The sequence below is a fragment of the Pectobacterium cacticida genome (assembly GCF_036885195.1).
GTDB classification, from domain to species: domain Bacteria; phylum Pseudomonadota; class Gammaproteobacteria; order Enterobacterales; family Enterobacteriaceae; genus Pectobacterium; species Pectobacterium cacticida.
In genome coordinates this window covers 3,913,726-3,939,685 of the sequence record NZ_CP133656.1, presented here as the reverse complement: position 1 = coordinate 3,939,685, position 25,960 = coordinate 3,913,726, and the positions used below count along the sequence as shown (strand labels likewise).

Annotated in this window: 22 protein-coding genes and 1 pseudogene; 10 read left to right on the top strand and 13 right to left on the bottom strand. The window is 54.4% G+C overall.

The window, feature by feature from the left end:
- The first annotated feature begins 5 nt into the window (after positions 1-5).
- The gene (gene glyS / locus RFN81_RS17920; RefSeq protein WP_264497100.1) at positions 6-2,075 is read left to right on the top strand and encodes a glycine--tRNA ligase subunit beta; all 2,070 of its coding nucleotides are present in this window, start codon (positions 6-8) and stop codon (positions 2,073-2,075) included.
- An 84-nt stretch (positions 2,076-2,159) separates the two neighbouring features.
- On the opposite strand, the gene RFN81_RS17915 is transcribed toward glyS, so the two are convergent.
- The 9 genes from RFN81_RS17915 to RFN81_RS17875 form a co-directional block, all read right to left on the bottom strand.
- Positions 2,160-3,605, bottom strand: a complete 1,446-nt coding sequence (locus RFN81_RS17915; protein ID WP_264497099.1) for an N-acyl-D-amino-acid deacylase family protein — start codon at positions 3,603-3,605, stop codon at positions 2,160-2,162.
- A gap of 14 nt (positions 3,606-3,619) precedes the next feature.
- On the bottom strand, positions 3,620-4,405 hold the full coding sequence (locus RFN81_RS17910; protein WP_264497098.1) for an SDR family oxidoreductase: 786 nt from the start codon (positions 4,403-4,405) through the stop codon (positions 3,620-3,622).
- Entirely contained in the window at positions 4,405-5,343 is a 939-nt protein-coding gene (locus tag RFN81_RS17905) for a dihydrodipicolinate synthase family protein (protein WP_264497097.1), read from the bottom strand. Before RFN81_RS17905 ends, RFN81_RS17910 begins: the two co-directional genes overlap by 1 nt.
- A 15-nt stretch (positions 5,344-5,358) precedes the next feature.
- The gene (locus tag RFN81_RS17900; RefSeq protein WP_264497096.1) at positions 5,359-6,036 is read right to left on the bottom strand and encodes a GntR family transcriptional regulator; all 678 of its coding nucleotides are present in this window, start codon (positions 6,034-6,036) and stop codon (positions 5,359-5,361) included.
- On the bottom strand, positions 6,033-6,992 hold the full coding sequence (locus RFN81_RS17895) for a biotin-dependent carboxyltransferase family protein (RefSeq protein WP_264497095.1): 960 nt from the start codon (positions 6,990-6,992) through the stop codon (positions 6,033-6,035). The genes RFN81_RS17900 and RFN81_RS17895 overlap by 4 nt, the downstream gene beginning before the upstream one ends.
- Positions 6,992-7,708 (bottom strand): 5-oxoprolinase subunit PxpB, encoded by a 717-nt coding sequence (gene pxpB, locus RFN81_RS17890; protein WP_264497094.1) that lies wholly within the window; start codon positions 7,706-7,708, stop codon positions 6,992-6,994. Before pxpB ends, RFN81_RS17895 begins: the two co-directional genes overlap by 1 nt.
- The gene (locus tag RFN81_RS17885) at positions 7,705-8,706 is read right to left on the bottom strand and encodes an ABC transporter ATP-binding protein (protein WP_264497093.1); all 1,002 of its coding nucleotides are present in this window, start codon (positions 8,704-8,706) and stop codon (positions 7,705-7,707) included. Before RFN81_RS17885 ends, pxpB begins: the two co-directional genes overlap by 4 nt.
- Positions 8,687-10,396, bottom strand: coding sequence for an ABC transporter permease (locus tag RFN81_RS17880; RefSeq protein WP_264497092.1), 1,710 nt, complete (start codon positions 10,394-10,396; stop codon positions 8,687-8,689). Before RFN81_RS17880 ends, RFN81_RS17885 begins: the two co-directional genes overlap by 20 nt.
- Before the next feature lie 85 nt (positions 10,397-10,481).
- Positions 10,482-11,531, bottom strand: coding sequence for an ABC transporter substrate-binding protein (locus RFN81_RS17875; protein ID WP_264497091.1), 1,050 nt, complete (start codon positions 11,529-11,531; stop codon positions 10,482-10,484).
- 125 nt (positions 11,532-11,656) lie between these two features.
- Here RFN81_RS17875 and RFN81_RS17870 point away from each other — a divergent pair, with 125 nt between their 5' ends.
- From RFN81_RS17870 to RFN81_RS17860, 3 genes are all read left to right on the top strand, one after another.
- Positions 11,657-12,433, top strand: a complete 777-nt coding sequence (locus RFN81_RS17870) for a LamB/YcsF family protein (protein ID WP_264497090.1) — start codon at positions 11,657-11,659, stop codon at positions 12,431-12,433.
- Between the two features lie 129 nt (positions 12,434-12,562).
- A complete protein-coding gene (locus RFN81_RS17865; RefSeq protein WP_264497089.1) occupies positions 12,563-13,486 on the top strand; it encodes a dihydrodipicolinate synthase family protein in 924 nt (307 codons plus the stop codon).
- Positions 13,487-13,548: 62 nt separating this feature from the next.
- On the top strand, positions 13,549-14,757 hold the full coding sequence (locus tag RFN81_RS17860; protein WP_264497088.1) for a pyridoxal phosphate-dependent aminotransferase: 1,209 nt from the start codon (positions 13,549-13,551) through the stop codon (positions 14,755-14,757).
- A gap of 46 nt (positions 14,758-14,803) precedes the next feature.
- Here RFN81_RS17860 and RFN81_RS17855 read toward each other — a convergent pair.
- Positions 14,804-15,073 (bottom strand): annotated as a pseudogene (locus RFN81_RS17855) (hypothetical protein); the annotation flags it as partial.
- 156 nt (positions 15,074-15,229) lie between these two features.
- Here RFN81_RS17855 and RFN81_RS17850 point away from each other — a divergent pair.
- The 5 genes from RFN81_RS17850 to RFN81_RS17830 all read left to right on the top strand — a co-directional run bounded on the left by RFN81_RS17850 (position 15,230) and on the right by RFN81_RS17830 (position 20,783).
- On the top strand, positions 15,230-15,943 hold the full coding sequence (locus RFN81_RS17850; RefSeq protein ID WP_264497087.1) for a DUF3053 domain-containing protein: 714 nt from the start codon (positions 15,230-15,232) through the stop codon (positions 15,941-15,943).
- 534 nt (positions 15,944-16,477) lie between these two features.
- Positions 16,478-18,385 (top strand): PTS mannitol transporter subunit IICBA, encoded by a 1,908-nt coding sequence (locus RFN81_RS17845; RefSeq protein WP_264497086.1) that lies wholly within the window; start codon positions 16,478-16,480, stop codon positions 18,383-18,385.
- 60 nt (positions 18,386-18,445) lie between these two features.
- Complete coding sequence (locus RFN81_RS17840) at positions 18,446-19,594, top strand: mannitol-1-phosphate 5-dehydrogenase (protein ID WP_264497085.1); 1,149 nt, start codon at positions 18,446-18,448, stop codon at positions 19,592-19,594.
- A gap of 102 nt (positions 19,595-19,696) precedes the next feature.
- Positions 19,697-20,263: an MltR family transcriptional regulator gene (locus RFN81_RS17835; RefSeq protein ID WP_264497084.1), complete on the top strand. Its 567-nt coding sequence runs from the start codon at positions 19,697-19,699 to the stop codon at positions 20,261-20,263.
- Positions 20,264-20,420: 157 nt separating this feature from the next.
- Positions 20,421-20,783 carry a YibL family ribosome-associated protein gene (locus tag RFN81_RS17830; protein WP_264497083.1) on the top strand — a complete coding sequence of 121 codons (363 nt, stop codon included), beginning with the start codon at positions 20,421-20,423 and terminating at the stop codon, positions 20,781-20,783.
- Positions 20,784-20,909: 126 nt separating this feature from the next.
- Here the strand turns inward: RFN81_RS17830 and RFN81_RS17825 are convergent, their stop codons facing one another.
- From RFN81_RS17825 to fdhD, 3 genes are all read right to left on the bottom strand, one after another.
- Complete coding sequence (locus tag RFN81_RS17825; protein WP_264497082.1) at positions 20,910-22,799, bottom strand: methyl-accepting chemotaxis protein; 1,890 nt, start codon at positions 22,797-22,799, stop codon at positions 20,910-20,912.
- Between the two features lie 364 nt (positions 22,800-23,163).
- Positions 23,164-23,790 (bottom strand): superoxide dismutase [Mn], encoded by a 627-nt coding sequence (gene sodA, locus RFN81_RS17820; protein ID WP_264497081.1) that lies wholly within the window; start codon positions 23,788-23,790, stop codon positions 23,164-23,166.
- A 236-nt stretch (positions 23,791-24,026) separates the two neighbouring features.
- The gene (gene fdhD, locus RFN81_RS17815) at positions 24,027-24,860 is read right to left on the bottom strand and encodes a formate dehydrogenase accessory sulfurtransferase FdhD (RefSeq protein ID WP_264499038.1); all 834 of its coding nucleotides are present in this window, start codon (positions 24,858-24,860) and stop codon (positions 24,027-24,029) included.
- An 80-nt stretch (positions 24,861-24,940) separates the two neighbouring features.
- Between fdhD and RFN81_RS17810 the strand changes: the two genes are divergently transcribed.
- Entirely contained in the window at positions 24,941-25,933 is a 993-nt protein-coding gene (locus RFN81_RS17810; RefSeq protein WP_264497080.1) for an acyltransferase, read from the top strand.
- The last annotated feature ends 27 nt before the right edge of the window (positions 25,934-25,960 follow it).

Here is a 25,960-nt window from a genome sequence, read left to right as displayed (position 1 = left end):
CAGCCATGACTGACAAGACTTTTCTGGTGGAAATTGGCACGGAAGAACTGCCGCCGAAGGCTCTCCGTAATCTGGCAGAATCCTTTGCCGCTAATTTTACGGCGGAACTGGATGCCGCTAATCTGGCGCACGGCGAGGTAAGCTGGTATGCCGCGCCGCGCCGTCTGGCGCTGAAAGTGGCGCGTTTACGCGCGGCTCAACCCGATCGCGAAGTAGAAAAACGCGGTCCGGCAATTGCACAAGCTTTTGATGCCGAAGGGAAACCGACCAAAGCGGCTGAAGGTTGGGCGCGTGGCTGCGGTATCACCGTCGAGCAGGCCGAACGCCTGACGACCGATAAAGGCGAGTGGTTGTTGTATCGCGCCCACGTGAAAGGCGCGCAGGCGCAGGCGTTGCTGGCCGATATGGTAAGCACGGCATTATCAAAACTTCCTATTCCAAAATTGATGCGCTGGGGTGATAAAGACACGCAGTTTGTGCGCCCGGTACACACCGTAACCTTGCTGTTGGGTGAAGAGTTGATTCCTGGACGGATATTAGGAATCGATTCCGCGCGTACCCTGCGTGGCCACCGTTTTATGGGTGAGGCTGAATTCACCATCGAGAACGCTGACCAGTACCCGCAGATTTTGTTGGAACGTGGCAAAGTCGTTGCCGACTATGAGGTGCGCAAGGCTAAAATTAAAGCCGATGCAGAGGCCGCCGCGCGTAAGATTGGCGGCAAGGCCGATCTGAGCGATAGCCTGTTAGAAGAAGTCACCTCGCTGGTGGAATGGCCTGTGGTGCTGACCGCGAAATTCGAAGAGAAATTCCTTGCGGTGCCCTCCGAAGCGCTGGTTTACACCATGAAAGGCGACCAGAAATATTTTCCGGTCTACGACAACAGCGGCAATCTGCTGCCGAACTTCATCTTTGTCGCCAACATCGACTCCAAGGATCCACAGCAGATTATTTCCGGTAATGAGAAAGTGGTGCGTCCGCGTCTGGCGGATGCCGAATTCTTCTTCAATACCGACCGCAAAAAGCGTCTGGAAGATCACTTGCCGCGTCTGGAAACCGTGTTGTTCCAGCAGCAGTTGGGGACGCTACGTGATAAAACCGACCGTATTCAGGCATTGGCGGGATGGGTGGCAGGTCAGATTGGCGCCGATGTGAATCACGCGACGCGTGCAGGTCTGCTGTCCAAGTGCGACCTGATGACCAACATGGTGTTCGAATTCACCGATACGCAGGGCGTGATGGGAATGCATTATGCGCGTCACGATGGTGAAGCGGAGGATGTCGCCATCGCGCTGAACGAACAGTATCAGCCGCGCTTTGCGGGTGACGCTCTGCCATCATCTGCGGTGTCTTGTGCGTTGGCAATTGCCGATAAGATGGACACGCTGGCTGGGATTTTTGGCATCGGCCAGCATCCCAAAGGCGACAAAGATCCGTTTGCGTTGCGCCGTGCTGCCCTCGGTGTGCTGCGTATCATTGTTGAAAGACGTCTGCCGCTGGATTTGCAGACGTTGACGGAAGAGGCCGTGCGTTTATATGGCGCTAAACTGACCAACGCCAAGGTTGTGGATGACGTGATTGATTTCATGCTCGGTCGCTTCCGCGCCTGGTATCAGGAAGAAGGTCACAGTGTCGATACCATTCAGGCGGTATTGGCGCGTCGCCCAACCCGCCCGGCGGATTTCGATGCCAGGGTAAAAGCCGTTAGCCACTTCCGTTCGCTGGATGCCGCTACGGCGCTGGCGGCGGCTAACAAACGGGTTTCCAACATTTTGGCGAAGTCTTCCGATGTGCTGAATGAGAGCGTCGATGCGTCCGTATTGAAAGAATCGGCGGAAATTACGCTGGCAACCCACCTTGTCGTGCTACGCGATAAACTGACGCCGCTGTTCGCGGAAGGCCGTTATCAGGAAGCGCTGGTGGAGCTGGCTTCATTGCGTGAGCCTGTCGATGCGTTCTTTGATCAGGTGATGGTCATGTCTGAAGACGCGTCAGTACGCGCAAACCGCTTAACGCTGCTAAGTCAACTACGTGAACTGTTCCTACAGGTTGCGGACATCTCTGTCTTGCAGTAACGGCGTCATGGTTTCCCTGGGCCGGTAGTCGGCTCAGGGAAAGCGTAGTCCGTTCGCGACGGGGGCATATTCGAGCGAATAATGTCAGCGCCGAATAACGTGTCCCGCTGTGGGGTGGCAGATATTGCCGTCGGCATAGGCCAGTTGACCGTTAACCCACACGTTTTTAATTCCCTCTGCTCGGGTACGCGGCTGCGCAAATGTGGCGCTGTCCTGCACCGTCTGTGGGTCAAATAGCACCAGATCGGCGTAATGACCGACGGTGATACGCCCTCGTCGCGCTATTCCCAATTCGTCAGCGGGTAGACCGCTCATCTTATGTACCGCCGTATGCAGCGGGAACAGCCCCAGGTCGCGGCTGTAATGGCCCAGCACGCGGGGGAACGTGCTCCATAAGCGCGGATGCGGATGCTCATCATGCGGCATGCCGTCCGAGCCAATCATCGTTGGCGGGAAAGCTAGAATGCGCTGAACATCATCCTCATCCATCATGAAGTAGATCGCCCCGGCGGGCATCAGCCGCTGTGCTGCTGCTTCATCGCTGATGCCCCAGTCGGCGGCAATATCGGCCAGTAACCGCCCGGCAAGCTGCGGATGCGGGGTTGACCAACTTATCAGTACTTTTGCCGCTCTGGCGATGAATGCCGGGTTCAAGGTCGTGGATGAGGCGTTATAAGGATAGCAATCCAGCGATACCGGTTGGCGGGCGCGAGCCGCCGCAATACTCGCCAGCGTTTCCCGTGAGCGCCCGTGATTTTTCACCCCGGCTAATTTATGGTGAGAAATCAGCACTCTTACGCCCAGTCGCCGACCAATTTCATAGGTTTCATCGAGCGAATGCAGTACCGCCTCCGCTTCATTACGCATATGTGTTGCGTAGATCGCCCCGTAGCGCGCTAACGGTTCAGCCACGGCGACAATCTCATCGATGGTGGCGGCTCGCGCGGGCGGATAGAACGTTCCGGTCGAAAAACCAAACGCCCCGGCGTCCAGAGACGCTTCAAGCTGTTCCCGCATCTGGGAACACTCATCCGCGCTGGCACGACGATCCAAAGCATCGCCCATTACGCTGGCGCGTAATGTGGTATGCCCCACCATACAGGCGGCGTTAACGGCAATACCACGGGCGGTTAATTCCGCCAGATAATCGGCAAAATGCGGGAAACGCAGCCACTCGGGCGTTGCGATCAGATCCAGCGGTGCAGGAACATGCTTCATTTGCGCAGGAGCCAGACTCAGTCCGCAGTTGCCGGTAATCACCGTTGTGACGCCCTGTGATAATTTGGCGGTCATCATCCCTGGTATCAATAACGCCCGGTCATCATGGGTATGGACATCAATAAACCCCGGCGCCAACGCGAGACCGCGTGCCTCAATAACCTGTTCGCCGACCAGCGAACCTGGCGCACCAATCGCCATAATCGCTTCACCCGCAATGGCTACATCCGCAGATATCGGCATGTCATCACTGCCATCAAAAACTAACGCGTCGCGAATGACAAGCGTTGCGCTGTGTGGAACGTTGTTCATCGACAATATCTTCGCTAGAGAGAGGGGATCATGCCGCCGTCAACCCGCAGCACGCTGCCGGTGATAAACGACGCCTGCTGGCTGGCGAGGAACGCTGCTGCCGCGCCATACTCTTCCGGGCGACCGTAACGCCCGACAGGGATTGTCTGCTGGCTATTGCGGCGCACGGTCTCAACGCTTACGCCTTCGCGTTTGGCGCGTGCGGTATCAAGCTGGCCGACACGATCGGTGGCGATACGCCCCGGCACAAGTACGTTCGCCGTAATCCCGCTGGCGGCGACTTCCGCTGCCAACGTTTTCGACCACCCTACCAACGCCATACGCAGGGTATTCGACACGCCTAAATTAGCAATCGGCGTCACTACGCCGGAAGACGTACTGGTAATAATGCGTCCCCAGCCCTCCGCACGCATATCGGGAAGTACCTTGTCAGTCAACTGAATCAACGAGCTAACCATGGCGCTAAACTGCTGTTGCCACACTATCGGCTCGACGCCGGAGGCACCAGATGGCGCAGGGCCACCCGAGTTATTCACCAGGATGGTAATGGCACCGAGGTACTGACGGATCTCGGCGAGGACGGCATCAAAGGTTTGTGGATTGGCCAGATCCAGCCGCCATGCTCGCGCTTTCCCCCCCGCCTGAGTAATGAGCGCTACGGTTTCCATCAGCTTCTCTTCGTTACGTCCGGTTACCGCCACATGTACGCCTTCAGCGGCCAGCGCCTGAGCAATGGCGCGCCCCAAGCCGCTCCCTGCGCCGCAAACCAGCGCCGTTTTCCCTTCAATCATTAGATCCATTAGTTCAGCCCCTTTTCTGTGAGTTTGCGTTCCAGCCGGGTCATCAACCCAGTTAGCTCTTGCTGGTCAATACGGTCCAGAACCGGCCCCGGTTGGCGAACCGTGGCGCTCTTTATCGCCCCGCGTCGACGCAGCGCCTCTTTACGTAGCCCCAGCCCAATGCCGTACTGAAATTCATGGCGCAATAGTGGCAGATAACAATCGAAAATATCCTCGCCGCGCGCCGGGTCGCCCTCGGCATAGGCCTGACATACCTGTACCAGCATTTCCGGCCAGGCGAAGCCGGTCATCGCGCCATCGGCCCCACGTGCCAGTTCCTGTGGTAAAAACAGTCCGCCATTCCCTACGAGCACGCTGATGCGCCGTAGTCCCAACGCTTCACTTTGGCTGCGGAGTTGGCTAAGTTTGCGCATCCCCGGCAGATCTTCATGCTTGAGCATTACGATTTGCGGCAGCGCTTCAATTAAGCGCAGCATGACCGGAACGGAGGTGTGAACTTTGGTCGATTGCGGGAAATCCTGTAGGCAAATGGGTATCTCATCGCCGAGCAGTTGCGCCACACTAAGAAAGTAATTTTCTACCTGTGGATCGGTAACCAGATTCGGGCCCGGTGCCAGCATGACACCAGCCGCGCCCTTATCCATCGCCGTTTTCGCCAGACGTACTACGTGGCGGTGAGAAGCATGGCTAACGCCAACCACCACCGGTACTCGTCCATTCACGCGCGCCAGTACCCGTTGCATAAAGCTTAGCGCTTCCTCCTCGGTGAGCTTGTGCGCTTCCCCCATCATGCCGAGGATAGTGATACCGCTGACGCCTTTTTCGAGATAGAAGTCGGTCAGGCTGTCCGCGCTGGCCAGATCCAGCTCACCGCTGTCGGTAAACGGTGTAGCGGAAATAATGTAAACGCCGTTCGCTTGTTCATTCAGTTTGTTCATTATTCTGGTTCCTACTTAGATTGCGGTAAATCGCGCCACGATGCCGGCCCGCGCCTGGCTCAGATGAAAGACCATCGCTTCCCTCGCGCCCGGTGCATCACCGGCGTGAATACGTTCCATTAGCGCAATATGTTCCTGGCAGCCGGGCTCAAAGCGAGCGACGGTGCCATTCTGGTCAAAAGTGCGTGCTTTGATGCGTAAATCGAAAATCATGCGCTCAAGCATGGCGTTACCGCCGTGGGCGGCAATGGTCTGGTGAACCAGATTATCGATACGGTGATTCTCGGCAGCGGAAAAATCCCGCGCCTGACGGTGAGCGTTGAGGGCGTTAATCACGGATTGCGCCTGTGCCGTCGGCATGCGGGTCGCGGCAGCGAATGCCGCTTCACCTTCAAGGAGAATGCGCAGTTGCAGGATTTCCAGATATTCGCGCAGCGTGGGTTCTTTCACGATAAGCTGTCCGCGCCCAACCCGCGTTGCGAAACCGCCGCCGACCAAACGGCTGAACGCTTCACGCAAAGGGGTGCGCGACACGCCTAACGCTGCCGCCAGCGTCCGTTCCTGTAGCGGCACATTGGTGGGGATCCGTCCCAGTTGGATCATTTCCAGTAGCTGCCGATAGGTCGCCTCTGTCAGATCTTCGCTGTCCGGCGTGAGGAAAATAGGATCTATATCATTCTGTGGTTCACTCATAACCAGCTCGCTTGCGTTGATTGAATATGCTGTAAACAGGCGGCGATGCCTTCTTGCAAACGCCGCCAGTGGGCAACGCCTTCTTGTGCTGTGACAGCGCGAAATGCCACACTCTGCCCTGGGCGCAGTTGCCCGACTCGCGGCAGATCCGCACCAATTAAGGTGGCAATTTTCGGATATCCTCCGGTAGTTTGGCGATCGTGAAGTGCAATAATCGGTTGACCGTTGCCCGGAACCTGAATGCTTCCCGGTACGACCGCATCGGAAACCATGTCGGCGCCGTGCGTATGCGCTAATGCCGGGCCTGCCATACGATATCCCATTCGGTCCGCATGGACGCTAACCCGATAGCGTTCATGCAAAAACGTGAGTAACGAGGCCGCGGTAAACGCCTCCTGTTGTGGCCCCATCACGACGGACAGCGGGCCGCAGCGATAGAGCGATGTCAGAAGCGCATGCGAACAGTGGCGGCGTCCGGTATCCGTTTGTTCCGCCAACGGTAAGCGGTCGCCTTTACGTAAAGCCCGTCCTTGCCAACCGCCCAGCGAGGCGCGCGTCAGCGTGGCGCGACTTCCCAGCACGGGTTGTGCCTCTATTCCGCCTGACAATGCCAGATAGGCGCGTAAGCCACGCTGTATGCGCCCAATAATCAGTTCGCTGCCCTCCGCCAATCGATGACCGACCCAGGGTTCCAGCTTGCGGCCTGCCACCTGCGCCTCAACCGCGCCGCCAAGGCACAGAATACACTCGCCGCCCATCACCCGATAACGTCCGCCCAGCGCGGTTAGCTCCAACGCGGCGCACTCCGGCCCGTTTCCGACAATGGCATTCGCTAACCGAAACGCAATCATGTCCATTGGCCCCGAAGCCGGTACGCCCAAATGCGCGTAGCCGTAGCGGCCTGCATCCTGTACGGTAGTGAATAATCCCGGCGAAATGACATCCAGCCAGCGCATTACGCTACCTCCGGCGCAGGATACCCATTCGCCGTGCGGCATTCGTCGCTTAGCCGAACGAATTCGGCGGGGGTAATCGGTGAAAAGCGGATTTCGTCTCCCGCCTGAAACAAAAATGGTCGTTGCCGCAGGGGGTCAAACGAGCGCCATGGCGTCCGGCCAATGAGGTGCCAGCCGCTGGGGCCGGCAACCGAACTGATAGCCGTTTGTTGCCCGCCAATGTTGATGCTGAATGCTGGCGTCATCGCACGTGGCGAGGCGCGACGTGGCGTGTGTAATATTTCAGGTAATCCGCCGAGGTAGGCGAACCCTGGCATAAATCCCACCATGTAAACGCGATAGCGCGCAGTACTGTGTAAATCAATCACTTGTTCTTGGCTCAGGCCGTGCGCTTGGGCCAGTGCAGACAGATCTTCGCCATATTCGCCGCCGTAGCACACTGGCACGTGCCAGCGACGACAGGGTGGCAGTGCGGCGGAACATTGACTGAGAGACTGCGCAACCTGTTGACTGAGCTCGGCATAGTTCACGATGAACGGGTCAAACATGATGGTCAGGGAACGATAAGTGGGAATGATTTCTCTGACGCCATGCAGCCCATTGAGCGCGGCCGCCAGCGCCAACACCTGAGCATTGATCCGGTCGTCGATGCTATCGCCAAATTCGACTAATAGCGCCTGTTCACCTACCGCAATAAAACGAGGGTAATGGTTCATGCGGATTCCCTGAACGTCATCGCCTGTTCCGGCTGAAAACCAAAACTGATGATTTGCCCTGACTGGCGTTCCTGCTCCGGGAGATCCACTGGCGCATAGGCCATGAGCACTTGCCCCTGATGTTTAATCAAGAGTTTCCAGTGCAGGCCGCAAAAAGTCGCCATGACGACATGGCCCTGATAGCGACAGGCCGCTTTCGCACTTTCCCGTCCAACCAGCATATGTTCAGGCCGTACGCCTAACGTATTGGCATCGTTGCCGGGAAGGAAGTTACATTCCCCCAGAAAACCGGCGACAAAGCGGCTCTTTGGCTGATGATAAAGGCCCTGTGGCGTGCCATCGCCGACAATCTCCCCCTTATCCATGATGATGATGCGATCGGAGAGGTTCATCGCTTCTTCCTGATCGTGGGTGACAAATACCACCGTCAGCCCTAATTCCTGGTGTAGTTGCTTAATTTGTATTTGAATCGACTGGCGTAGATTTTTATCTAGTGCGCCGAGTGGTTCGTCCATTAATAGAATATCTGGATTAAAGACCAGCGCACGGGCCAATGCCGCGCGCTGCTGCTGCCCGCCGGAAAGCTCGCCAGGGAGACGTTTGTCTAATGTCTGTAGGCTCACCAGCGCCAGCGCCTCGTTGACCCGACGCTCAATATCGACCTTCGCTAGACGGCGCATACGCAACGGAAACGCGACATTCTCGAAGACGGACATATGCGGAAAGAGCGCATAGTTCTGAAACACCATGCCGATGTTGCGGTTGGCAATCGGTTCGCGCGTCACATCTTTACCGGCAATCTGTACGCGACCACTGTCTGGCCGTTCAAATCCGGCAATCACTTTCAGCAACGTCGTTTTGCCGGAACCGGAGGCACCCAGTAGTGTACAGAACTCGCCACGCGCAACCTGTAGATCGATACACGGTAGCGCCGTTGTCGCACCATAGGTTTTGCGAATGCCATTAAGTGCCACATCTTTACCCTGCATTTGTCGCATGTTTGCCCCCGTTGCGTTTTATTAGGCTCTGGAAAATCAAGATCCCCGCTGTCGCTGCGATCAGTATGCAGGACGCTGAAATCACCGTTGGGTCGAAATCGAATGCCAGCCCTTCATACATCAGCTTCGGCAGGGTTCGATTACGGATAGTGGTGAGAAAGAGCGACATCACCACATCGTCAAACGAGGTGACAAAGGCAAACACCGCACCGCCCATCATGCCGGGGAGCAGCATCGGCAGCATCACCCGGCGAAACATCTGCCAGGGTTTCGCCCCGAGGCTGTAGGCTGCCAGTTCAAGGCTGGGATCGAACCCTTTGAGCGCCGCACGTAACGTAATGAAGGTATAAGGCGTGGCCAGTACGGTGTGCCCGAGGATCAGCGCGACCGAGTTGTTGATCAAACCCAAGGGGCCGCATAAATAATAAAGCGAGACGGCAGTAATGATAGCGGGCACCGACATCGGAACAATAAACAGCGTCTCCAACCAGCTTTTGCGTGGTGAACGCAGCTTATGAATGCCTATCGCGGCGGTAGCGCCCAACACCATCGACAGCACGGTGACGATCAGCCCAATGCGCACGCTTTCGCCCAGCGCCAGCATCCATTTACGGTCGGTAAAAAAGTTAATGTACCAACGCACGCCATACTCGGCGGGCGGAAAGGTAGGAAAACTGGTCGTGCCAAAACTCATCGGGATAACGATCACAATCGGTAGGATAAGGAACAGCGCCACCAGCACACCAGCGCCAGCGCTGATGCGCCCGCCGCCGCTGCGTTGCGCCACGATGGTCGACTGGCTACCTTTCCCGCTGGAACCTTCCATCAGTTTGTCCAGACCGAACAGGCGATTAAACAGCCACAGTGCGAGCAGGGTGGTGACCAGCAATACACAGGCCAGCGCGGCGGCGATGCCCCAGTTCAGTTCATCGGTAATATTGTGTGAAATTAGCTCTGCAATCATGCGTTGTGCCGGCCCGCCCATCAGCGATGGCGTGATGTAGTAACCTACGGCGTTCATGAACACGATAACCGCGCCTGCGACAACGCCGGGACGGGTCAGCGGCAGGATGATACGGGTAAAAACGCTGAGCGAATCCGCGCCTAAACTCTGTGCCGCTTGCAGTAATGTGCTGTCCAGTGAGCGAAATGAGGCGTACAACGGCAATACGACGAAAGGCATCAGGACGTGTACCATGCCAATCAGCACGCCGATAAAGTTATAGAGGAAAGCAACCGGCTGTGACGTTATCTGTAGGGTCATCAACAGGTTATTCAGGGGGCCATTTTGTTGCAGCAACGCAATCCATGCAGACGTTCGTACCAATGCGCTCGACCAGAATGGCAGTAAGACGGCAAAAAAGAGCAGTTTCGCCGTCGCAGGCCGCACCGAGGCCATTAGCCAGGCTAGCGGATAGCTCATGACAATGCAGCCCAGCGTCACCGCCACCGCAATAACAAAGGTATTTTCCAGCACGATGCGGTAAATAGGGGTATCCCACAGGTGGAGATAATTTTCGAGGCTAAAGTGCCCTTGCACTAGAAACCCCTGTTTCAGCAGCCCGGCAATCGGCCAGACAAAAAACAGCAGTAAAAACAGCAGCAACGGGAGCGTTGCTACCAGAGCCAGCCCAGGCCAGCGGATCCGCCGGGATGGGGTAAGATTGTCAGTCAATATCGTTGCCGCCATAACACACTCCGTTCTGGACGAGGCACCGTTGAAGGCACCTCGTCCGCCCAGTGACTCACTAAATCAACTTATGCTTCATATGTCGTTATTGCGCCCGCACCTGGTTGTAGCGCTCGATGATGGCCGGGCCATTTTTTTCCCACCATTCGGCATCCATAAATAAGGTGTGCTGCAACCGTTCCGGCGTAGACGGCAAACGTTGCTGGCGGGCGCTATCGATATACTGCATGGCCTCGCTGGTGGTTGGGCCATAGGCGATATACTTACTGAACTCCGCCTGATGCTGCGGCGAAATAATATAGTTAAGCAGCTTCAGCGCGGCGTCACGGTTATTTGCCCCTTTGACCAGTGCGAAGTACCCGACCTGTGCGACGGAATCGTCCCAGGACATTTTGATCGGTACGCCCGCGTCGATGCCCGACTGGAAGCGGCCATTCCAGCCCAGCGCCATCACGACCTCACCGCTGGAAAGCGCTTGTACCGGTTCCGCGCCGCTTTTCCACCATTTCGCCACGTAAGGCTTAATTTTCTTAATCTGATTCATCGCCCGATCGACCCCTTCCGGAGTACTTAACGTCTTATAGATATCTGCCGGTTTAACGCCGTCAGCCATCAGCGCCGCTTCAATCACCGTGGCGGGTTCGTCCTGCAAGGTACGTTGTCCGGGGAATTTCTTCACGTCCCAAAAGTCAGCGAAGGTTTTCGGCTGTGGTTTGCCTTCTGGAAAGGCCTGAGTTGAGAAACCAATTAGCGTGGAGAATATCTCGGACGGGACACCATAATCGTTACGGGCGCCGGGGATAACATGTTGTTGGTTGACCATGTCCGGGGTGATTTTTTCAAATACGCCCAGTTTAATGCCACGCGCCAGACGAGAGCTGTTTTCCGTCACGACATCCCATGACACGGTGTTGGTATCCAGCATTGCTTTCAGTTTGCTGACCTGCGGGTCGGTATCTTCAACGACACTAATACCGGTTTCTTTACTGAAGGGTTTTAACCAAGCCTCACGGATCGCATCCTGATAGGCGCCGCCCCAACTGGCAAAGTAAAGTTCTTCCGCATGGGTGGATAAGCTGTAGCTCATGGTCAACAGGCCCAATGTCAGACAGCCTGCTTTTATCGATGGTTTCATCTGCTCACTCTCTCCTGGTTAAACATTCTCTTATCGGCGCGTGCGCCAGCGGCGTAATGTGGGTTTTTATGCCTTGGCATTCTCATTGCATGCATTTGGTATACCAAGTGTGTCGAGGAGCAATCATGCAAGAAGTAGACCTGAATTCAGATCTGGGTGAAAGTTTTGGTCAATTCACCGTGGGTGATGATGAAGCGATGTTGGATGTCGTGACGTCGGCCAATGTCGCCTGCGGCTTTCACGCGGGGGATGCGTTAGTTATGCATCGCACCGTCACCCACGCGAAAGCGCGTGGGCTGGACGTCGGTGCGCATCCGGGTTTTCTTGATCTATGGGGGTTTGGCCGCCGGACTATTACCGGCGATAGCCCTGCGGATGTCGGCAAGATGGTGGTGTACCAGTTAGGCGCCATGCAGGCGGTGGCGCGGGTCTGCGGCCACGCAATGACCCACGTGAAGTTACATGGCGCAATGGCAACGCAGGCCTTTAACGATGACGCCTTATCGGAAGCCATCGTCAGTGCCATTCTTGCTGTGGATCGCCAGCTACTGCTGGTCACGACGCCGCACAATGCGACAGAGCGCGCGGCGCGCAAGGCCGGGCTGCGCGTCGCCTGCGAAGTGTTCGCCGACCGCAGCTACGGTGAAAACGGGCTGACGCTACCGCGCCATCTCCCAGATGCCGTCATTCACGATCCCGAACGTGCCGCCAGCCGTGCGCTGCAAATGATTGAAGAGCAAGCAATTCGGACGATTAGCGGAATCAAAATCCCAATGCCCATTCACACCATTTGTGTTCACGGTGATAACCCGCAGGGCGTGGCTATCGCGCGTACGCTACGCGAACGCCTGACCGATGCTGGCGTGGCTATTCGTCCACTCAGTCAGTTACATCATCTCTAGGCCGTTGCAACATGCGTGAACAAAGGATGCGCAATTATCGTGCGCGATTGCACCATCGGCAGGCAAATGCCCGAAGCAATACCCCAACATCGTCGTACCGGATCGGTGCGGCTTATAAAGGAGAGAAAGATGAAAGACACGATTGAATGTCGTGAAAGATTGCGCGGTATTTTTAATATCACCGTGACCCCTTTTACCGCGCAAGGCGATATTGATTTCGCCGGGCTAGCCGCCAATATCGAGCGGGTCATTGGGCTGGGCTATGACGGTATCCTGATTGGTGGAACCTATGGCGAATTCCCGGCGTTGAGTGTGGAAGAACGTGCCGCGATTTTCCGCCATGTCATGCAGGTGGTGGGCGATCGCGTTCCGGTCATGCTGTGCAGCGCGGGTTCGGATGTTCGCGTGGTGCGCGAACTCACCGTACTGGCTGGCGATCTCGGCGGCTTGCCGATGGTTACGCCGCCCTTTGTTTCTGAAGTTACCGATGCGCAAATCGTGAGCTTTTTCCAGCAAATGGCGCCGTTATCTAAAACCGGGATTCTGGTCTACAACGCGCCGGGCATCGGTATTACCTTACCCCCCGTGCTTCTGGAACAACTGGCGGATATCCCACAGGTGGTAGGGATCAAACAGGGCGACCTGAACCCTACCGTGATTGACCAAATCGCTAATCGGTTGTCCGGCCGTCTGCGCCTATTCTGCGCCTCCGATTTGGCATTTTTAGGGCCGATGATGTGTGGCTTCGATGGGATTAGCACCACCAACAGCGGAGCGTTACCGGAACTGGTATTAGCCAGCTTCCGCGCGCTTGAGCGCGGCGATGCCACCACAGCCAGAGAGCTACACCGCTTATGGTATGGATTCCGCGCCCTCGCGCGTCGCCACGGTCAACCGCAATTGGTGAAGGCCGCTATGAATCTGCGCGGCTTTAACGGCGGTCATGTCCGTTCGCCGCTGATTGACGTCACGCCAGCGGTGATGGCCGAAACCCAGGCAGAACTTCGCCGCATCGCCGCCGACGTGCGCAGCGGCATCACGTTAGCGGCCTGAATTCCCTGAAACAAACGGATACGCCGCTCAATTTAACGCGGCGTTTAACGCAAGAGAGCACTATGTCAGCACAATTTCTCGCGCCGCGTATGCAGCGCGTCCGCCCATCGCCAACGGCCGCCATTGCCGATCGGGTTCGAGCCCTACAGCAGCAGGGGGCCGACATTATTAGCCTTGGCTTAGGCGAACTAGACTTTGCCACGCCAGCGACGATTAATCAGGCGGGGATCGATGCCATCAAGCGAGGCGAAACAAAGTACACCGCGGTTGGCGGGACCGCCGCACTGAAGACGGCTATTATCAATAAATTCGCTGGCGACAATGGCCTAAACTTCACTCCCCAGGAGATTGTTGCCGGTACGGGGGCAAAACAACTGATTTTTAATGCACTCCAGGCCACATTAAGTCGTGGGTTGGAAGCGATTATTCCCGCTCCATATTGGGTTTCCTATCCTGATATGGTTGCGTTGGCCGAAGGTGAACCGGTAATCGTTTCAACGCAAGAAGACGATGGATGGAAGCTGACGCCGCAGTCACTGGCCGCCGCCATCACGCCGCGTACCCGCTGGCTGATCCTCAACTCGCCTTCCAACCCGACAGGCGCGCTGTACAGCCGTGAAGAATTACGGGCGCTGGCAGAAGTCCTTCTGACCGCCCCGCAGGTACTGGTGCTCGCAGACGATATCTATGAAAAGCTACGCTATGACGATGCGCCTTTCTACACGCTAGCGCAGATTGCCCCCGCGTTGCGTGAGCGCATCCTGACGGTGAATGGGTTCTCGAAAGGGTTTTCCATGACCGGCTGGCGTCTGGGCTATGCGGCCGGGCCAGCCTGGTTAATTTCGGCGATGACTATTCTTCAATCACAAAGCACATCCAACCCGTGTTCGCTGGCGCAGGCGGCGGGCGTTGCCGCGCTCACCCAACCCGCTGATTTCTTGCCGCAATGGCTGGCCAGCCTCGATAAACGTCGCCGTCGGGTGATGGCGCTGATCGAACAGGTCGATGGGTTAAGCGCCATATCGCCACAGGCGGCGTTTTATGTCTTCGCAAATTGTTCCGGCCTTATCGGTCAATCTACCCCCGAGGGGATTCGACTCAATGATGACGCTGCCGTTGCGAATTACCTGTTAACGGCGGCTCATGTCGCCACATTACCGGGAACGGCATTTGGCACGCCGGGCTACCTGCGTTTAGCCTATGCGCTGGATGATGCACGGTTGGCGTTAGCTTGCCAAAACATTGCCGAGGCCTGTAAGCGCCTTTGCTGACGTGAAGCAAGAGGGCACTTTCGACGTGAGGTTATCTTTGGTTGATTTATCGACAAAGTGGAATCTCGCCCTGATTCGTGGTGACCTTCACGCCCATAAACTGGCGGATACGTTGTAGCGCTGGGGCCTCATTATTTGCGCAAATCTCCTCTGGAGACGCGCTCGCCTGAATGCGGCCCTGTTCCATGAAGACTATCCGGTCGGAAACCGCCAGCGCGAACTCCATCTCATGGGTGACAATCAGCATCGTCATGCCTTCACGAGCCAGTTCCCCTATTACATTCAATACCTCGCCGACTAATTCCGGGTCGAGCGCGCGTTTTCGCGCGATGAATTAGCCTTTCCTGCACCGCAGGCCTGATTCGACTATGCTTATGGCGTAGAAAACTGTGTCATGGAAAATCCTTCACCAGCGTGCTTCTGTCCGAATAAAACGCGGTTGGCGGGGTAATAAATAGACTAGGAGTAGGGAATGAGAAAGTTGATGGCATTTCGTTCACGCTGGCTGCTGCCGGTGTTGGTTATTGTGGCGGCAATGCAGCTTGCTGCCTGTGGTGATAATGAGGCCGAGCAGCGAAAGGCATTCATCGCTTTTCTGCAAAATGTGCCGTCGCAGCAGGGTGTACTGCCCGCGTTAACGGAAGAGCAGAAGAAAAGTTTTGGCAATTTTTCCAATGATTACAATATATTAACGACTTTTTCTCAGCAGTTTAACCAGGCCGTTTCCGGTAGTTTGACGCCGTTGCTGGAGCAAATATCCCGTATTCGTATTCCACAAGACTATCTGACACAGCGTGATGCTCTGCAGCAATCTATCGGGACGATGAATCTGTTAAGCCAGCATGTGCAGGCGGCAAAGGCGCAGGCAGACAGCGCTTATCGACAGTTAAAACAGCCTGAAGAGGTGAAGATCCCGTATGCGCGACTATATGCACGCACGGTGACGCAGCCGACGAATGCCTTGTTGCCGGCGATTCCGAATGCTATCGCATTTACGCAACGTTTAATTCAGGTGGGCGATTTCCTTCAGGCCCAGGGCGATCAAGCCATATTCAATGGCGCATCAGTGCAATTTCGAACCTCGCAGCAGGTTGCGCACTATAACGGCATCGTGGCGGCATTACCGGTACAACAACAAAATCTCATGAACGCGCTCAGCGGAATAGAGGGTGTGAATCTCCCTTAATCGGGTGGTTCCCCATCGATTAGCGACGTGTGCTTATCGCCAGCTTTAGCAATAGGAACGTTGGACTGGCGGGAGAGTGAAAAATAAATTGTGATCATCATCACATAAATAAAACAAACCCTTAGTAATAAAATGTGATGAAAGTCACATATACGGGGCTGCTCTGGGTAAGAAATAGCGAGGCGTTTTCATTTTTGGTGTCTTTTTGTGAAGTAAATCACCTATTTGTATCGTTGATGTAGGGTAGTTGTGTGATTCTTGTCACGTTTATGCGGTGGAGTTGCGGTATGAAAACGGCGTGATAGAGTCCGCGCTGCATACAGTAATTCTGACGGACATATTGATGTGGTAATCAGTGTCTTAATGACCGAGCGCCGATAATAGCCGGGTGTCAGATTACCGCTGATATCTCGGTAAAAAGAAGGCGGTTTGTCGTTGCTGCTAATTCCTGCGGCTAACACAGGTTGCCACGCCGTCTCACGATAATGACCACGCGCTCTTATTGTCAGCGCGTTTCAATAGGGGTGTGTTTTTATGCTATCACCAGACATTAAGATCAAAGTGCAAAACTTTGGCCGCTTCCTCAGCAACATGGTAATGCCCAATATCGGCGCGTTTATCGCCTGGGGTATTATCACCGCGCTGTTTATTCCTACCGGCTGGGTTCCCAATGAGGCGTTGGCGAAACTCGTCGGCCCGATGATCTCCTATTTGCTGCCATTGCTGATTGGTTATACCGGTGGGCGCCTGGTATTTGGTGAGCGCGGCGGCGTGGTCGGCGCGATTACGACGATGGGCGTCATCGCCGGGGCCGATATCCCGATGTTCATGGGGGCGATGATTGTCGGCCCGTTGGGCGGCTGGGCGATTAAGCGTTTTGACCAGTTGGTGGACGGCAAAATCAAGAGCGGCTTTGAAATGCTGGTCAACAACTTCTCTGCCGGTATTATCGGTATGTTGTTGGCTATCCTGGCCTTCTTGGCGATTGGCCCGCTGGTTGAAATCTTCTCCCACGTGTTGGCCTCCGGCGTGAATCTCATGGTGCAGAATAATTTGCTGCCGTTGACGTCTATCTTCGTTGAGCCAGCAAAAATTCTGTTCCTGAACAACGCAATTAACCACGGTATCTTCTCGCCGCTGGGCATTCAGCAGGCGACGGAGACCGGTAAATCCATCTTCTTCCTGATTGAAGCGAATCCTGGACCGGGCATGGGCGTGCTGATGGCTTATATGTTCTTTGGCCGAGGCAACGCGAAAGAGTCTGCGCCTGGCGCGGCGATTATCCACTTCCTGGGCGGGATCCATGAAATCTACTTCCCGTATGTCCTGATGAATCCGCGTCTGATTATTGCGGTGATTTTGGGCGGGATGACGGGCGTGTTTACGCTGGGCTTATTGGGCGGCGGGTTGGTTTCCCCTGCGTCTCCTGGTTCCATTCTGGCGGTGTTGGCGATGACGCCAAAAGGCGCGTATTTCGCTAACCTGGCGGCGATTGCGGCAGCGTTTGCCGTGTCTTTCATCGTTTCGGCGATCCTACTCAAGAGTACGAAGCAAAAAGAAGACGATTTGAGCGACGCGACGCGTCGGGTGCAGGAAATGAAAGCCTCTGCCAAGGGCGTAGCGACTCACGCTGGCGTCAGTGGGGATATGAGCACCGTGCGTAAAATCATCGTCGCCTGTGATGCGGGAATGGGATCTAGCGCGATGGGCGCGGGCGTACTGCGCAAGAAAGTGCAGGATGCCGGGCTGAGCCAGATTTCGGTGACCAACTGTGCGATTAATAATCTGCCGGAAGATGTCGATCTGGTGATTACGCACCGCGATCTGACCGAGCGCGCGATGCGTCACGCGCCGCAGGCGCAGCACATTTCGTTGACTAATTTCCTTGATAGCGGACTCTACAGCGATCTGGTGGCTCGTCTGGCGGCGGCGCAGGAGGCGGTGAAGCCTGAAACCGTTGCGACACCCGCACCGGCTGTCGCCGATACCCAGACGAATCTGTTCCAGCTCGGCGCGGGCAATATCTTTTTGAATCAGCACGCGACAGACAAAGAACAGGCTATCCGTTTTGCCGGTGAGCAACTGGTGAAAGGCGGCTACGTCGAACCAGAGTATGTGGAAGCGATGCTGGAACGCGAAAAGCTCACGTCTACCTATCTGGGTGAATCGATCGCCGTACCTCATGGAACGATTGAGGCCAAAGATCGCGTGCTCAAGACGGGCGTGGTTTTTTGCCAATACCCTGAAGGCGTCCGTTTCGGCGATGAAGAGGATGAGGTAGCACGCCTGGTTATCGGTATCGCGGCGCGTAACAACGAACATATTCAGGTGATTACCAGCCTGACCAATGCGCTGGATGATGAGGCCGTCATCGAACGGTTGGCCCAGACTCAGGATGTTCAGGACGTGCTCGACTTACTTTCCGGTAAACCGCGTGCCTGATAGATCTGGCGAGTGCCGCCTGCGGGCGGCCCCTTTTTAGGTATTTTAAGGTTATGTCTCATGAAAGCATTACATTTTGGCGCAGGTAATATTGGACGTGGGTTTATTGGTAAATTATTGGCGGATGCCAATGTCGAATTGACATTCGCGGATGTCAATCAACCGTTATTGGATGCCCTGAACAGTCGTAAAGGTTATACGGTACGGATTGTAGGCGATGACACGCGGTTAGACACCGTCGCAGGCGTTAGCGCCGTTCATAGCGGCAGTCAGGAGGCGATTGCGTTGGTTGCCACTGTCGATCTGGTGACGACCGCGGTCGGGCCGCAGATTTTGGAAAAAATCGCCGGGACTCTCGCTCAGGGGTTGAGTCAACGCTATGACAACGGTAATACCCGTCCGCTAAACATTATTGCCTGTGAAAATATGGTGCGGGGCACCAGCCAATTGAAACAACATGTCTTGAAACTGTTGCCGGAAGGCCAGCAGGCATGGGTCGCCGAGCATGTGGGATTCGTCGATTCCGCCGTGGATCGTATCGTTCCGCCTGCCGAAGCCAATAGCGATGATGAGCTAGCGGTAACGGTTGAAACCTTTAGCGAATGGATCGTCGATCAAACCCAGTTCTGCGGCGCACCGCCAGCAATCCCCGGTATGGAACTCACGGACAACCTGATGGCGTTTGTTGAACGTAAGCTCTTTACGCTGAATACCGGCCATGCGATTACGGCTTATCTCGGCCAGCAGGCGCATCACCAAACGATTCGCGATGCGATTCTCGATCCGCAGGTGAGGGCCGTGGTTAAAGGCGCGATGGAAGAGAGCGGCGCGGTGCTCATTAAACGCTACGGTTTTGACGCTGAAAAGCACGCGGCCTATATCAATAAGATCCTTAGCCGCTTTGAAAACCCCCATCTGCACGATGACGTGGAGCGCGTCGGCCGCCAGCCGTTACGTAAATTGAGTGCTGGCGACCGACTGATCAAGCCGCTGCTGGGAACACTTGAGTACCAATTGCCGCATGACAACCTGATTACCGGCATTGCTGCCGCGATGCACTACCGCAGTGAACAGGATCCGCAGGCGCAGGAGTTGGCCGAGCTCATTCGTACGCAGGGACCACAGGCAGCGTTAGCGCAGATTTCTGGTCTGGATGTTAACAGCGCGGTTGTCGCGCAAGCAGTGAATGTGTATAACGCCATGCAGTAATCGGCGAGCCTTGTCACCGAAGCGATACACGGTAAGGACTATGGGCGGCGTCGTGAATAGGATGTCGCCACGCCCGTCGGTAAGCAGACTACCGAGCCAGGGATGCGGTGTGCGAGGCTAAAGGGTCGAGAAGTGACGATGTTAGAAACACAGGCGTTTGAAAATCGGGTTCTTGAAGCGCTGAACGCAGAAAATACGGTACGTGATTTTATGCTTTGTGCCGTGGAACTGTTGGTTGAAGCGGTCGATATCCTCATGTCGCAGGTGTTTCGTAAAGACGACTATGCGGTAAAGTATGCCGTTGAACCTTTGATGACGGGCACAGGCCCGTTGAGCGACCTCTCCGTGCGCCTGAAATTGATTTATGGCCTGGGGATGATCGACCGGGGTGAGTATGAAGACGCAGAACTGCTAATCGCGTTGGGTGAAGAACTGGCGCAGGATGAAAGGCAGTACTGTTTTACCGATGATGAAATTCTGGGGTCCGTCGGCGAACTGCACTGTGTCGCCGCTTTACCCGCCGATCCAGCTCTGCCGCCGGGCACCGATAGCGCCGATCCGCTTCTAGTGAGCATGAAGCAGCAGCGTTATCAGCAAATGGTGCGTTCTACGCTGGTGTTATCCCTGACGACATTGATTGCACAGATGAGTTTAAAAAAGGCATTCTAATCCCCGTCATTCGCATGATTCATGGTGTCAATCTGGCCTTGCTACCCGATAGACTCTCGATGATAGAGCGGTAGGCTGGCCTTCCCACGGCTCGAATTATTTCGCGTATCGTGTATGCTGTGCTGCGCATTATTCTTCCGTTTACGGGTTATCTGTTATGAAAGAGCAGGAAAAAGTAGAGATTAAACGTCTTAGCGACCAGTTGGATAAGCTGAAGCATAAGCAGGACGCCTTGTTGGCACAAGGTGATGCCGATGCGCTCGCCCTGAACACGGAGACATGTGAGAAGCTAGCGGCTGAAATTGAGCGTCTGCGTAACGTGAGAGAACATAAGCTCAGTAAAGAAGCGCAGAAACTGGCCAACCTGCCTTTTAGTCGCGCTATTACGAAAAAAGAGCAGGCCAATATGGGTGCATTAAAGAAAAGCGTGCGTGGTTTGGTGGTTGTGCATCCGATGACCGCATTAGGGCGTGAGATGCAATTAAACGTCATGACAGGTTACGCGCCGAAACCCTTCTGAGGTTTCCTAACGTGAGCCGTTGCCTGCGTCAGACACGTTAACGAGATAGGTTTTTGAGTGAAGCCCCTGTTGACCAGGGGCTTCGTCGTTTTTGGTAGCCGCAGCGCAGAGGCTAGCGTTGGGAGGTTATCGCGGGGCGCTAAGGCTAGGCGTTTGCTCGGTAAAGGCGATGCTGGCGGGTGTTTCCTCCTGCTGAGAGTTAGCCAGACGGAAAACAGAGACCGCCTGTTTTAACAGTTTCGCCTGTTCTTCCAGCGAATCAGCCGCGGCTGCCGATTGCTCAACCAACGCGGCATTTTGCTGCGTCGTGCTGTCCATTTCAACGATCGCCTGGCTAATCTGACTGATTCCCCGGCTTTGCTCATCTGATGCGCTGGCGATTTCGCCCATAATGTCATGGACCTGCGTGATTGAGGTGACGATATCATGCATGGTTTTACCTGCATTGCCGACCAATACCGCACCGTTAGAAACCTGATTAACCGATTCAGAGATCAGGCCCTCGATTTCCTTCGCGGCCTGGGAACTGCGCTGCGCCAGATTGCGGACTTCACTGGCGACAACGGCAAAGCCTCGGCCTTGTTCGCCCGCACGAGCGGCTTCCACCGCGGCGTTTAATGCCAGGATGTTGGTCTGGAAGGCGATACTATTAATAACGGAGGTAATTTCTGCGATACGCTTAGAACTGTTTTCAATTGCGGTCATGGTTTGCACCACGTCATTGACCTGTTCGCCGCCCTGTTTTGCTGTTTGAGATGCGCTGATTGCCAGCTTGTTGGCGTGGTGCGCGTTATCCGCATTTTGTTTCACCGTTGCGGTCAATTGTTCCATGCTGGCAGCGGTTTCTTCAACGGCGGCGGCCTGTTGTTCGGTACGTGATGAAAGGTCTGTATTACCGGCGACAATCTCGCTTGACGCGTTAGATATTTGGCTGACGCCGACGCGAATGTCATCGATCATATCGTGCAGGTTGCCATTCATTTTCGCCATGGCGCTCATCAACTTGCCCAGTTCATCCTTACGCGTGGTGTTGATGGACTGGGTGAGGTCGCCCGTCGCGATTCTTTCTGCCATACGCAGTGTATTACCGAGTGGGATGGTAATCTGGCGTGAAATAAGCCAGGAAATCAGCATACCGAGCAGTAACGTAATCAGCGCCGTAACGCTCATTTGCAATGTGGCTTTCTGAATTTCTGTCTGCGATTCGATTAACTGATCGTCGAGCAGGGATTTAATCACGCCGTTTAACTTATCGGCGACAACCTGCATTTGATCCGCTTGCGCCATCTCTTCCTGATAGGCGGGCGCATAGGCCAGAACCTGCTCTTCATAATTATTTACGATCGACAACACCGGAGCCAGCGTCTCACGCTGTTCGGCAGACAGGCTCTGGTACAGGAAGGTCAATGCCGTTTGTGCCGCATTGATCGCCTCCGTCAGGTTTTCTTCGGAAGCTTTAGTGGTAGAAAGCAATAATCCACGTGCGCTATGGCGGACGGCGGTCAGTTTTTGGTTCAGATCAGAGAGTAATAATTGAAGATTAGCGCTATTGTCTGTTTTTAATTGATCGTTAAGCGCTTGCAGATGCGTTTCCATTGCTGACATATTCCAGCTTTTTTTAACGTCATCTTTCTTCTTTACAGCGTTAACGTAATTATTTTGTTTTTCCTGATAGCTGGAAATTAATGAAGGGATACTGGCTATTTTCGTGGCATCTTTTTCCTGCCAGTGAAATGCTTTCGCTTTTTCCGCAAGCTTGCTTATATTGACGATGTGCTCAATATTCTTTTCCATATCACCCGGATTATAGGTGGTGCCATATAATGCACGATAATATTTAGCCTGATTAATTTCATCATTGATATTATTGCTTAAATTTATTTTATTAATATTATCTTGCAGCGCGCTAATATGCATGATGCCCGCCCCCGCAATCGCCAGGGTCATCAGCAGAATCAGGAAAAACCCCAGACCTAATTTTTTGCCGACGTTTAGATTGTCAAAATTCATTGCCATCACATTCCACCACCAAATTGTATTGAGTCAAATTCACTATCCTGATGCGCGCTTGAGGCGCGGTGTCAGCATCTCGGATTACCCCGCTTGCCAAGCCTATCCTTGCTAAATACATGATAAAAAGACGCGGTAGGTATCGGCACATGACTCTGAAACTTTATGAATGATCCATGGTTTTCGATTGAAGTTGCCGGAATGTGAATAAATATGGCTAAAGTGCACAGAATTGAATGGTGAAAATGGATAGTGGAAAGAGAGGCGAAATTCACAGAAAAAATGCAATAAAAAACTGGAATAGCCCAAGACTATTCCAGTTTCGATATCACTACAAACGGAGCCTAATAAGGATTAGCCACCGTCGGTTTTATTTTTTCGCACTAGCGAAGCGAGCCGCGGCTTCGTCCCAGTTAACGACATTCCAGAATGCTTTGGCATAATCTGGACGGCGGTTCTGATATTTCAGGTAGTAGGCGTGCTCCCACACGTCGAGACCGATAATAGGATAGCCAGAAACGCCGGAAATGGCTTCTCCCATCAGCGGGCTGTCCTGGTTTGCTGTAGAGACGACAGCCAGTTTGCCGTCATCCTTCAGTACCAGCCAGGCCCAACCAGAGCCAAAGCGGGTTGCCGCCGCTTGTTCGAATTTTTCTTTAAATGCTTCGACGCTGCCAAAATCACGCTCGATGGCGGCTTTCAGATCGCCCGTCAGCGTAGTACCTAATTTCAGGCCTTTCCAGAACAGGCTGTGGTTAGCGTGGCCACCCGCGTTGTTACGCAGCGCGGTTCTTTTCTCGGCAGGGACTTTATCCAATTGAGCGATCAGCTCTTCAACAGACAATTTTGCCAGCTCAGGCAGAGATTCCAGCGCGGCATTGGCATTGTTGACATACGCTTGATGGTGTTTTGAATGATGGATTTCCATCGTTTCTTTGTCGAAATGCGGTTCCAGTGCGTCATAAGCATATGGCAGCGATGGCAGTGAGTAACTCATGTTTTGCATCTCCATGGTAAAAAAAATGTTAAGGCACTGTTCTTATGAGTGCCGTCTAAGCAATACGTTCATTATAGTTAATTAAATGATATTGAAAATGATTATTCTCGGGCGGATGCCGATAATCATAAAGCTTCACCATATGATAACAAACGCTTATGCCATAAGCGCACGTCGTAGAAACAAATTAATCTATACACTCTCGGAGAAACCGCCGCGACGAATTACGGTCGTGCTCATTGATACAACCGTTGCGGATGTGTGTAGATTGTCGCCTGTCCTGGTCGGCAAAAACCGACCAGCGTCAGGTTGCAGCGTTGGGCGACTTCTATGGCGAGCGATGTGGCGGCTGACACGGCAAAGAGGATTTCCACGCCGCACATGGCCGATTTTTGCACCATTTCATAGCTAGCACGGCTGGACACCAGTGCGGCACCTTGTTGCCATCCCTGTTTTGCCCGTGCGCCAAGCAATTTATCTAGCGCGACGTGGCGGCCAACATCCTCGCTTCCGCCTGATAAGCCGCCGTCGGGTGTGATCCAGGCCGCAGCGTGCGTGCAGCCGGTTATCTGCCCTATCTGCTGCACATCACGCAAGCGCGTCAGCGCGTTTGCCAGTTTGCCGAGGGAGAAGGTTTGCGTAAAAGGGAGGGGCGTTATCGGTTTGCCAATTTCCGCGAGCTGTTCCACGCCACATACTCCGCAGCCCGTGCGGCCATCCATCGCCCGACGTTGCGCTTTTAACCCGGCAAAACGTCGGCTCGAAAGTTCAATTTGCACTTCGATGCCGTTGCAGACGGGCAGAACATCAATCCCGTAGATATCGGCCGGTGATTGAATAATGCCTTCCGACAAAGAAAACCCAAGCGCAAAGTATTCCAGTTCTTTCGGTGAGGCCATCATGACCACATGCGATATGCCGTTATAGACTAGCGCGACAGGCACCTCTTCCGCCAGCCAGTCAGGCTGTGACTGATGTAGCGAGTCAGGATGGTAAACCGGAAATTGTGTTGCGCCCTCTAGGGCGGCATTCGCGTCTACATGCACCTTTTCCACCTGAAATACCTGTATGTTAACGATCTGAGAAAGTAACAGTATTATTTCATCGCCGTAAAAGGGATGCGAATTTTTCTGGTGAGAAGAGGTTGTGCATGGCGGAGAAGATTGGTTGGATTGATAACCTACGGGCGTTGGCCTGCATAATGGTTGTCCTGATTCACAGTACAACTTACACGATTACGGCGGGCGGTGTGCCGGGCGATGTAGCCTGGGAGGTAGCGAATATTCTGAACGCGGCATCGCGCGCCTGTGTGCCGCTGTTTTTTATGATCTCTGGTTATTTATTCTTTGGTGAACGCCGTGCGCGGAAGAAACATTTTTTGCGTATTGGTGCCTGTGTGTTTTTTTACAGTGTGGTTGCGCTGATCTATATTGCGACGCTCACGCCGATTAACGGCCTGAATGCACTGCGCGACGCGCTGCAAAAGCCGATCTTTTATCATTTGTGGTTTTTCTACGCGCTTATGGTGATTTACCTGCTCTCTCCCCTGATGACCATCAAGCCGGTATCGGGCAAATATGTTGCGATTTTGATCGTCTTGCTGGGTGTTATCGCCAATCCGAATATGGGGCAGGTGGAATTCGGGGGAGTGACGTTATTACCGGTGAATCTCTATATTTATGGCGATACATTTTACTACATACTTTATGCCGTACTGGGGCGAGCGTTAGGTCAGCTGGTTATACCGAAGAAAGTCGCCTATGGCGCCACCCCCTTCTTTTTCGTCTGTGTCGCACTGATCGCACTAGGGACGAAGCGGCAAACATTATTGAATGATGCGTTTACCCAGACGTTTTACCTTTACAGCGGGCCATTGGTGTTTCTGGCGGCGGTCAGCCTCTTGTTGGTGTTCAAACATTACTTTAGCCAGCGGGTTTTGCCCGGTTTTGCCGCCATTTCACGTCATTCTCTGGCGATCTATGGGTTCCATGCGCCGATCGTCCACTTTCTGCGTACGCATGAGGTGATGCCGCCAGATCATCCGGTTCTAAGCCTATTTTTTATTTTTGCCATCGCGCTGGCGACCAGCTTGCTGCTTTCGATGGCGTTGCAGAAAATCGATACGCGGCGCTGGGTGAGTTGATGGATTCGCTGCGTAGCGTGCTGATAG

Coding starts and splice junctions, on each gene's coding strand:
- glyS (WP_264497100.1), top strand. CDS start 6: ATGACTGACAAGACTTTTCTGGTGGAAATTGGCACGGAAGAACTGCCG.
- RFN81_RS17915 (WP_264497099.1), bottom strand. CDS start 3,605: ATGAACAACGTTCCACACAGCGCAACGCTTGTCATTCGCGACGCGTTA.
- RFN81_RS17910 (WP_264497098.1), bottom strand. CDS start 4,405: ATGGATCTAATGATTGAAGGGAAAACGGCGCTGGTTTGCGGCGCAGGG.
- RFN81_RS17905 (WP_264497097.1), bottom strand. CDS start 5,343: ATGAACAAACTGAATGAACAAGCGAACGGCGTTTACATTATTTCCGCT.
- RFN81_RS17900 (WP_264497096.1), bottom strand. CDS start 6,036: ATGAGTGAACCACAGAATGATATAGATCCTATTTTCCTCACGCCGGAC.
- RFN81_RS17895 (WP_264497095.1), bottom strand. CDS start 6,992: ATGCGCTGGCTGGATGTCATTTCGCCGGGATTATTCACTACCGTACAG.
- pxpB (WP_264497094.1), bottom strand. CDS start 7,708: ATGAACCATTACCCTCGTTTTATTGCGGTAGGTGAACAGGCGCTATTA.
- RFN81_RS17885 (WP_264497093.1), bottom strand. CDS start 8,706: ATGCGACAAATGCAGGGTAAAGATGTGGCACTTAATGGCATTCGCAAA.
- RFN81_RS17880 (WP_264497092.1), bottom strand. CDS start 10,396: ATGGCGGCAACGATATTGACTGACAATCTTACCCCATCCCGGCGGATC.
- RFN81_RS17875 (WP_264497091.1), bottom strand. CDS start 11,531: ATGAAACCATCGATAAAAGCAGGCTGTCTGACATTGGGCCTGTTGACC.
- RFN81_RS17870 (WP_264497090.1), top strand. CDS start 11,657: ATGCAAGAAGTAGACCTGAATTCAGATCTGGGTGAAAGTTTTGGTCAA.
- RFN81_RS17865 (WP_264497089.1), top strand. CDS start 12,563: ATGAAAGACACGATTGAATGTCGTGAAAGATTGCGCGGTATTTTTAAT.
- RFN81_RS17860 (WP_264497088.1), top strand. CDS start 13,549: ATGTCAGCACAATTTCTCGCGCCGCGTATGCAGCGCGTCCGCCCATCG.
- RFN81_RS17850 (WP_264497087.1), top strand. CDS start 15,230: ATGAGAAAGTTGATGGCATTTCGTTCACGCTGGCTGCTGCCGGTGTTG.
- RFN81_RS17845 (WP_264497086.1), top strand. CDS start 16,478: ATGCTATCACCAGACATTAAGATCAAAGTGCAAAACTTTGGCCGCTTC.
- RFN81_RS17840 (WP_264497085.1), top strand. CDS start 18,446: ATGAAAGCATTACATTTTGGCGCAGGTAATATTGGACGTGGGTTTATT.
- RFN81_RS17835 (WP_264497084.1), top strand. CDS start 19,697: ATGCGGTGTGCGAGGCTAAAGGGTCGAGAAGTGACGATGTTAGAAACA.
- RFN81_RS17830 (WP_264497083.1), top strand. CDS start 20,421: ATGAAAGAGCAGGAAAAAGTAGAGATTAAACGTCTTAGCGACCAGTTG.
- RFN81_RS17825 (WP_264497082.1), bottom strand. CDS start 22,799: ATGGCAATGAATTTTGACAATCTAAACGTCGGCAAAAAATTAGGTCTG.
- sodA (WP_264497081.1), bottom strand. CDS start 23,790: ATGAGTTACTCACTGCCATCGCTGCCATATGCTTATGACGCACTGGAA.
- RFN81_RS17810 (WP_264497080.1), top strand. CDS start 24,941: ATGGCGGAGAAGATTGGTTGGATTGATAACCTACGGGCGTTGGCCTGC.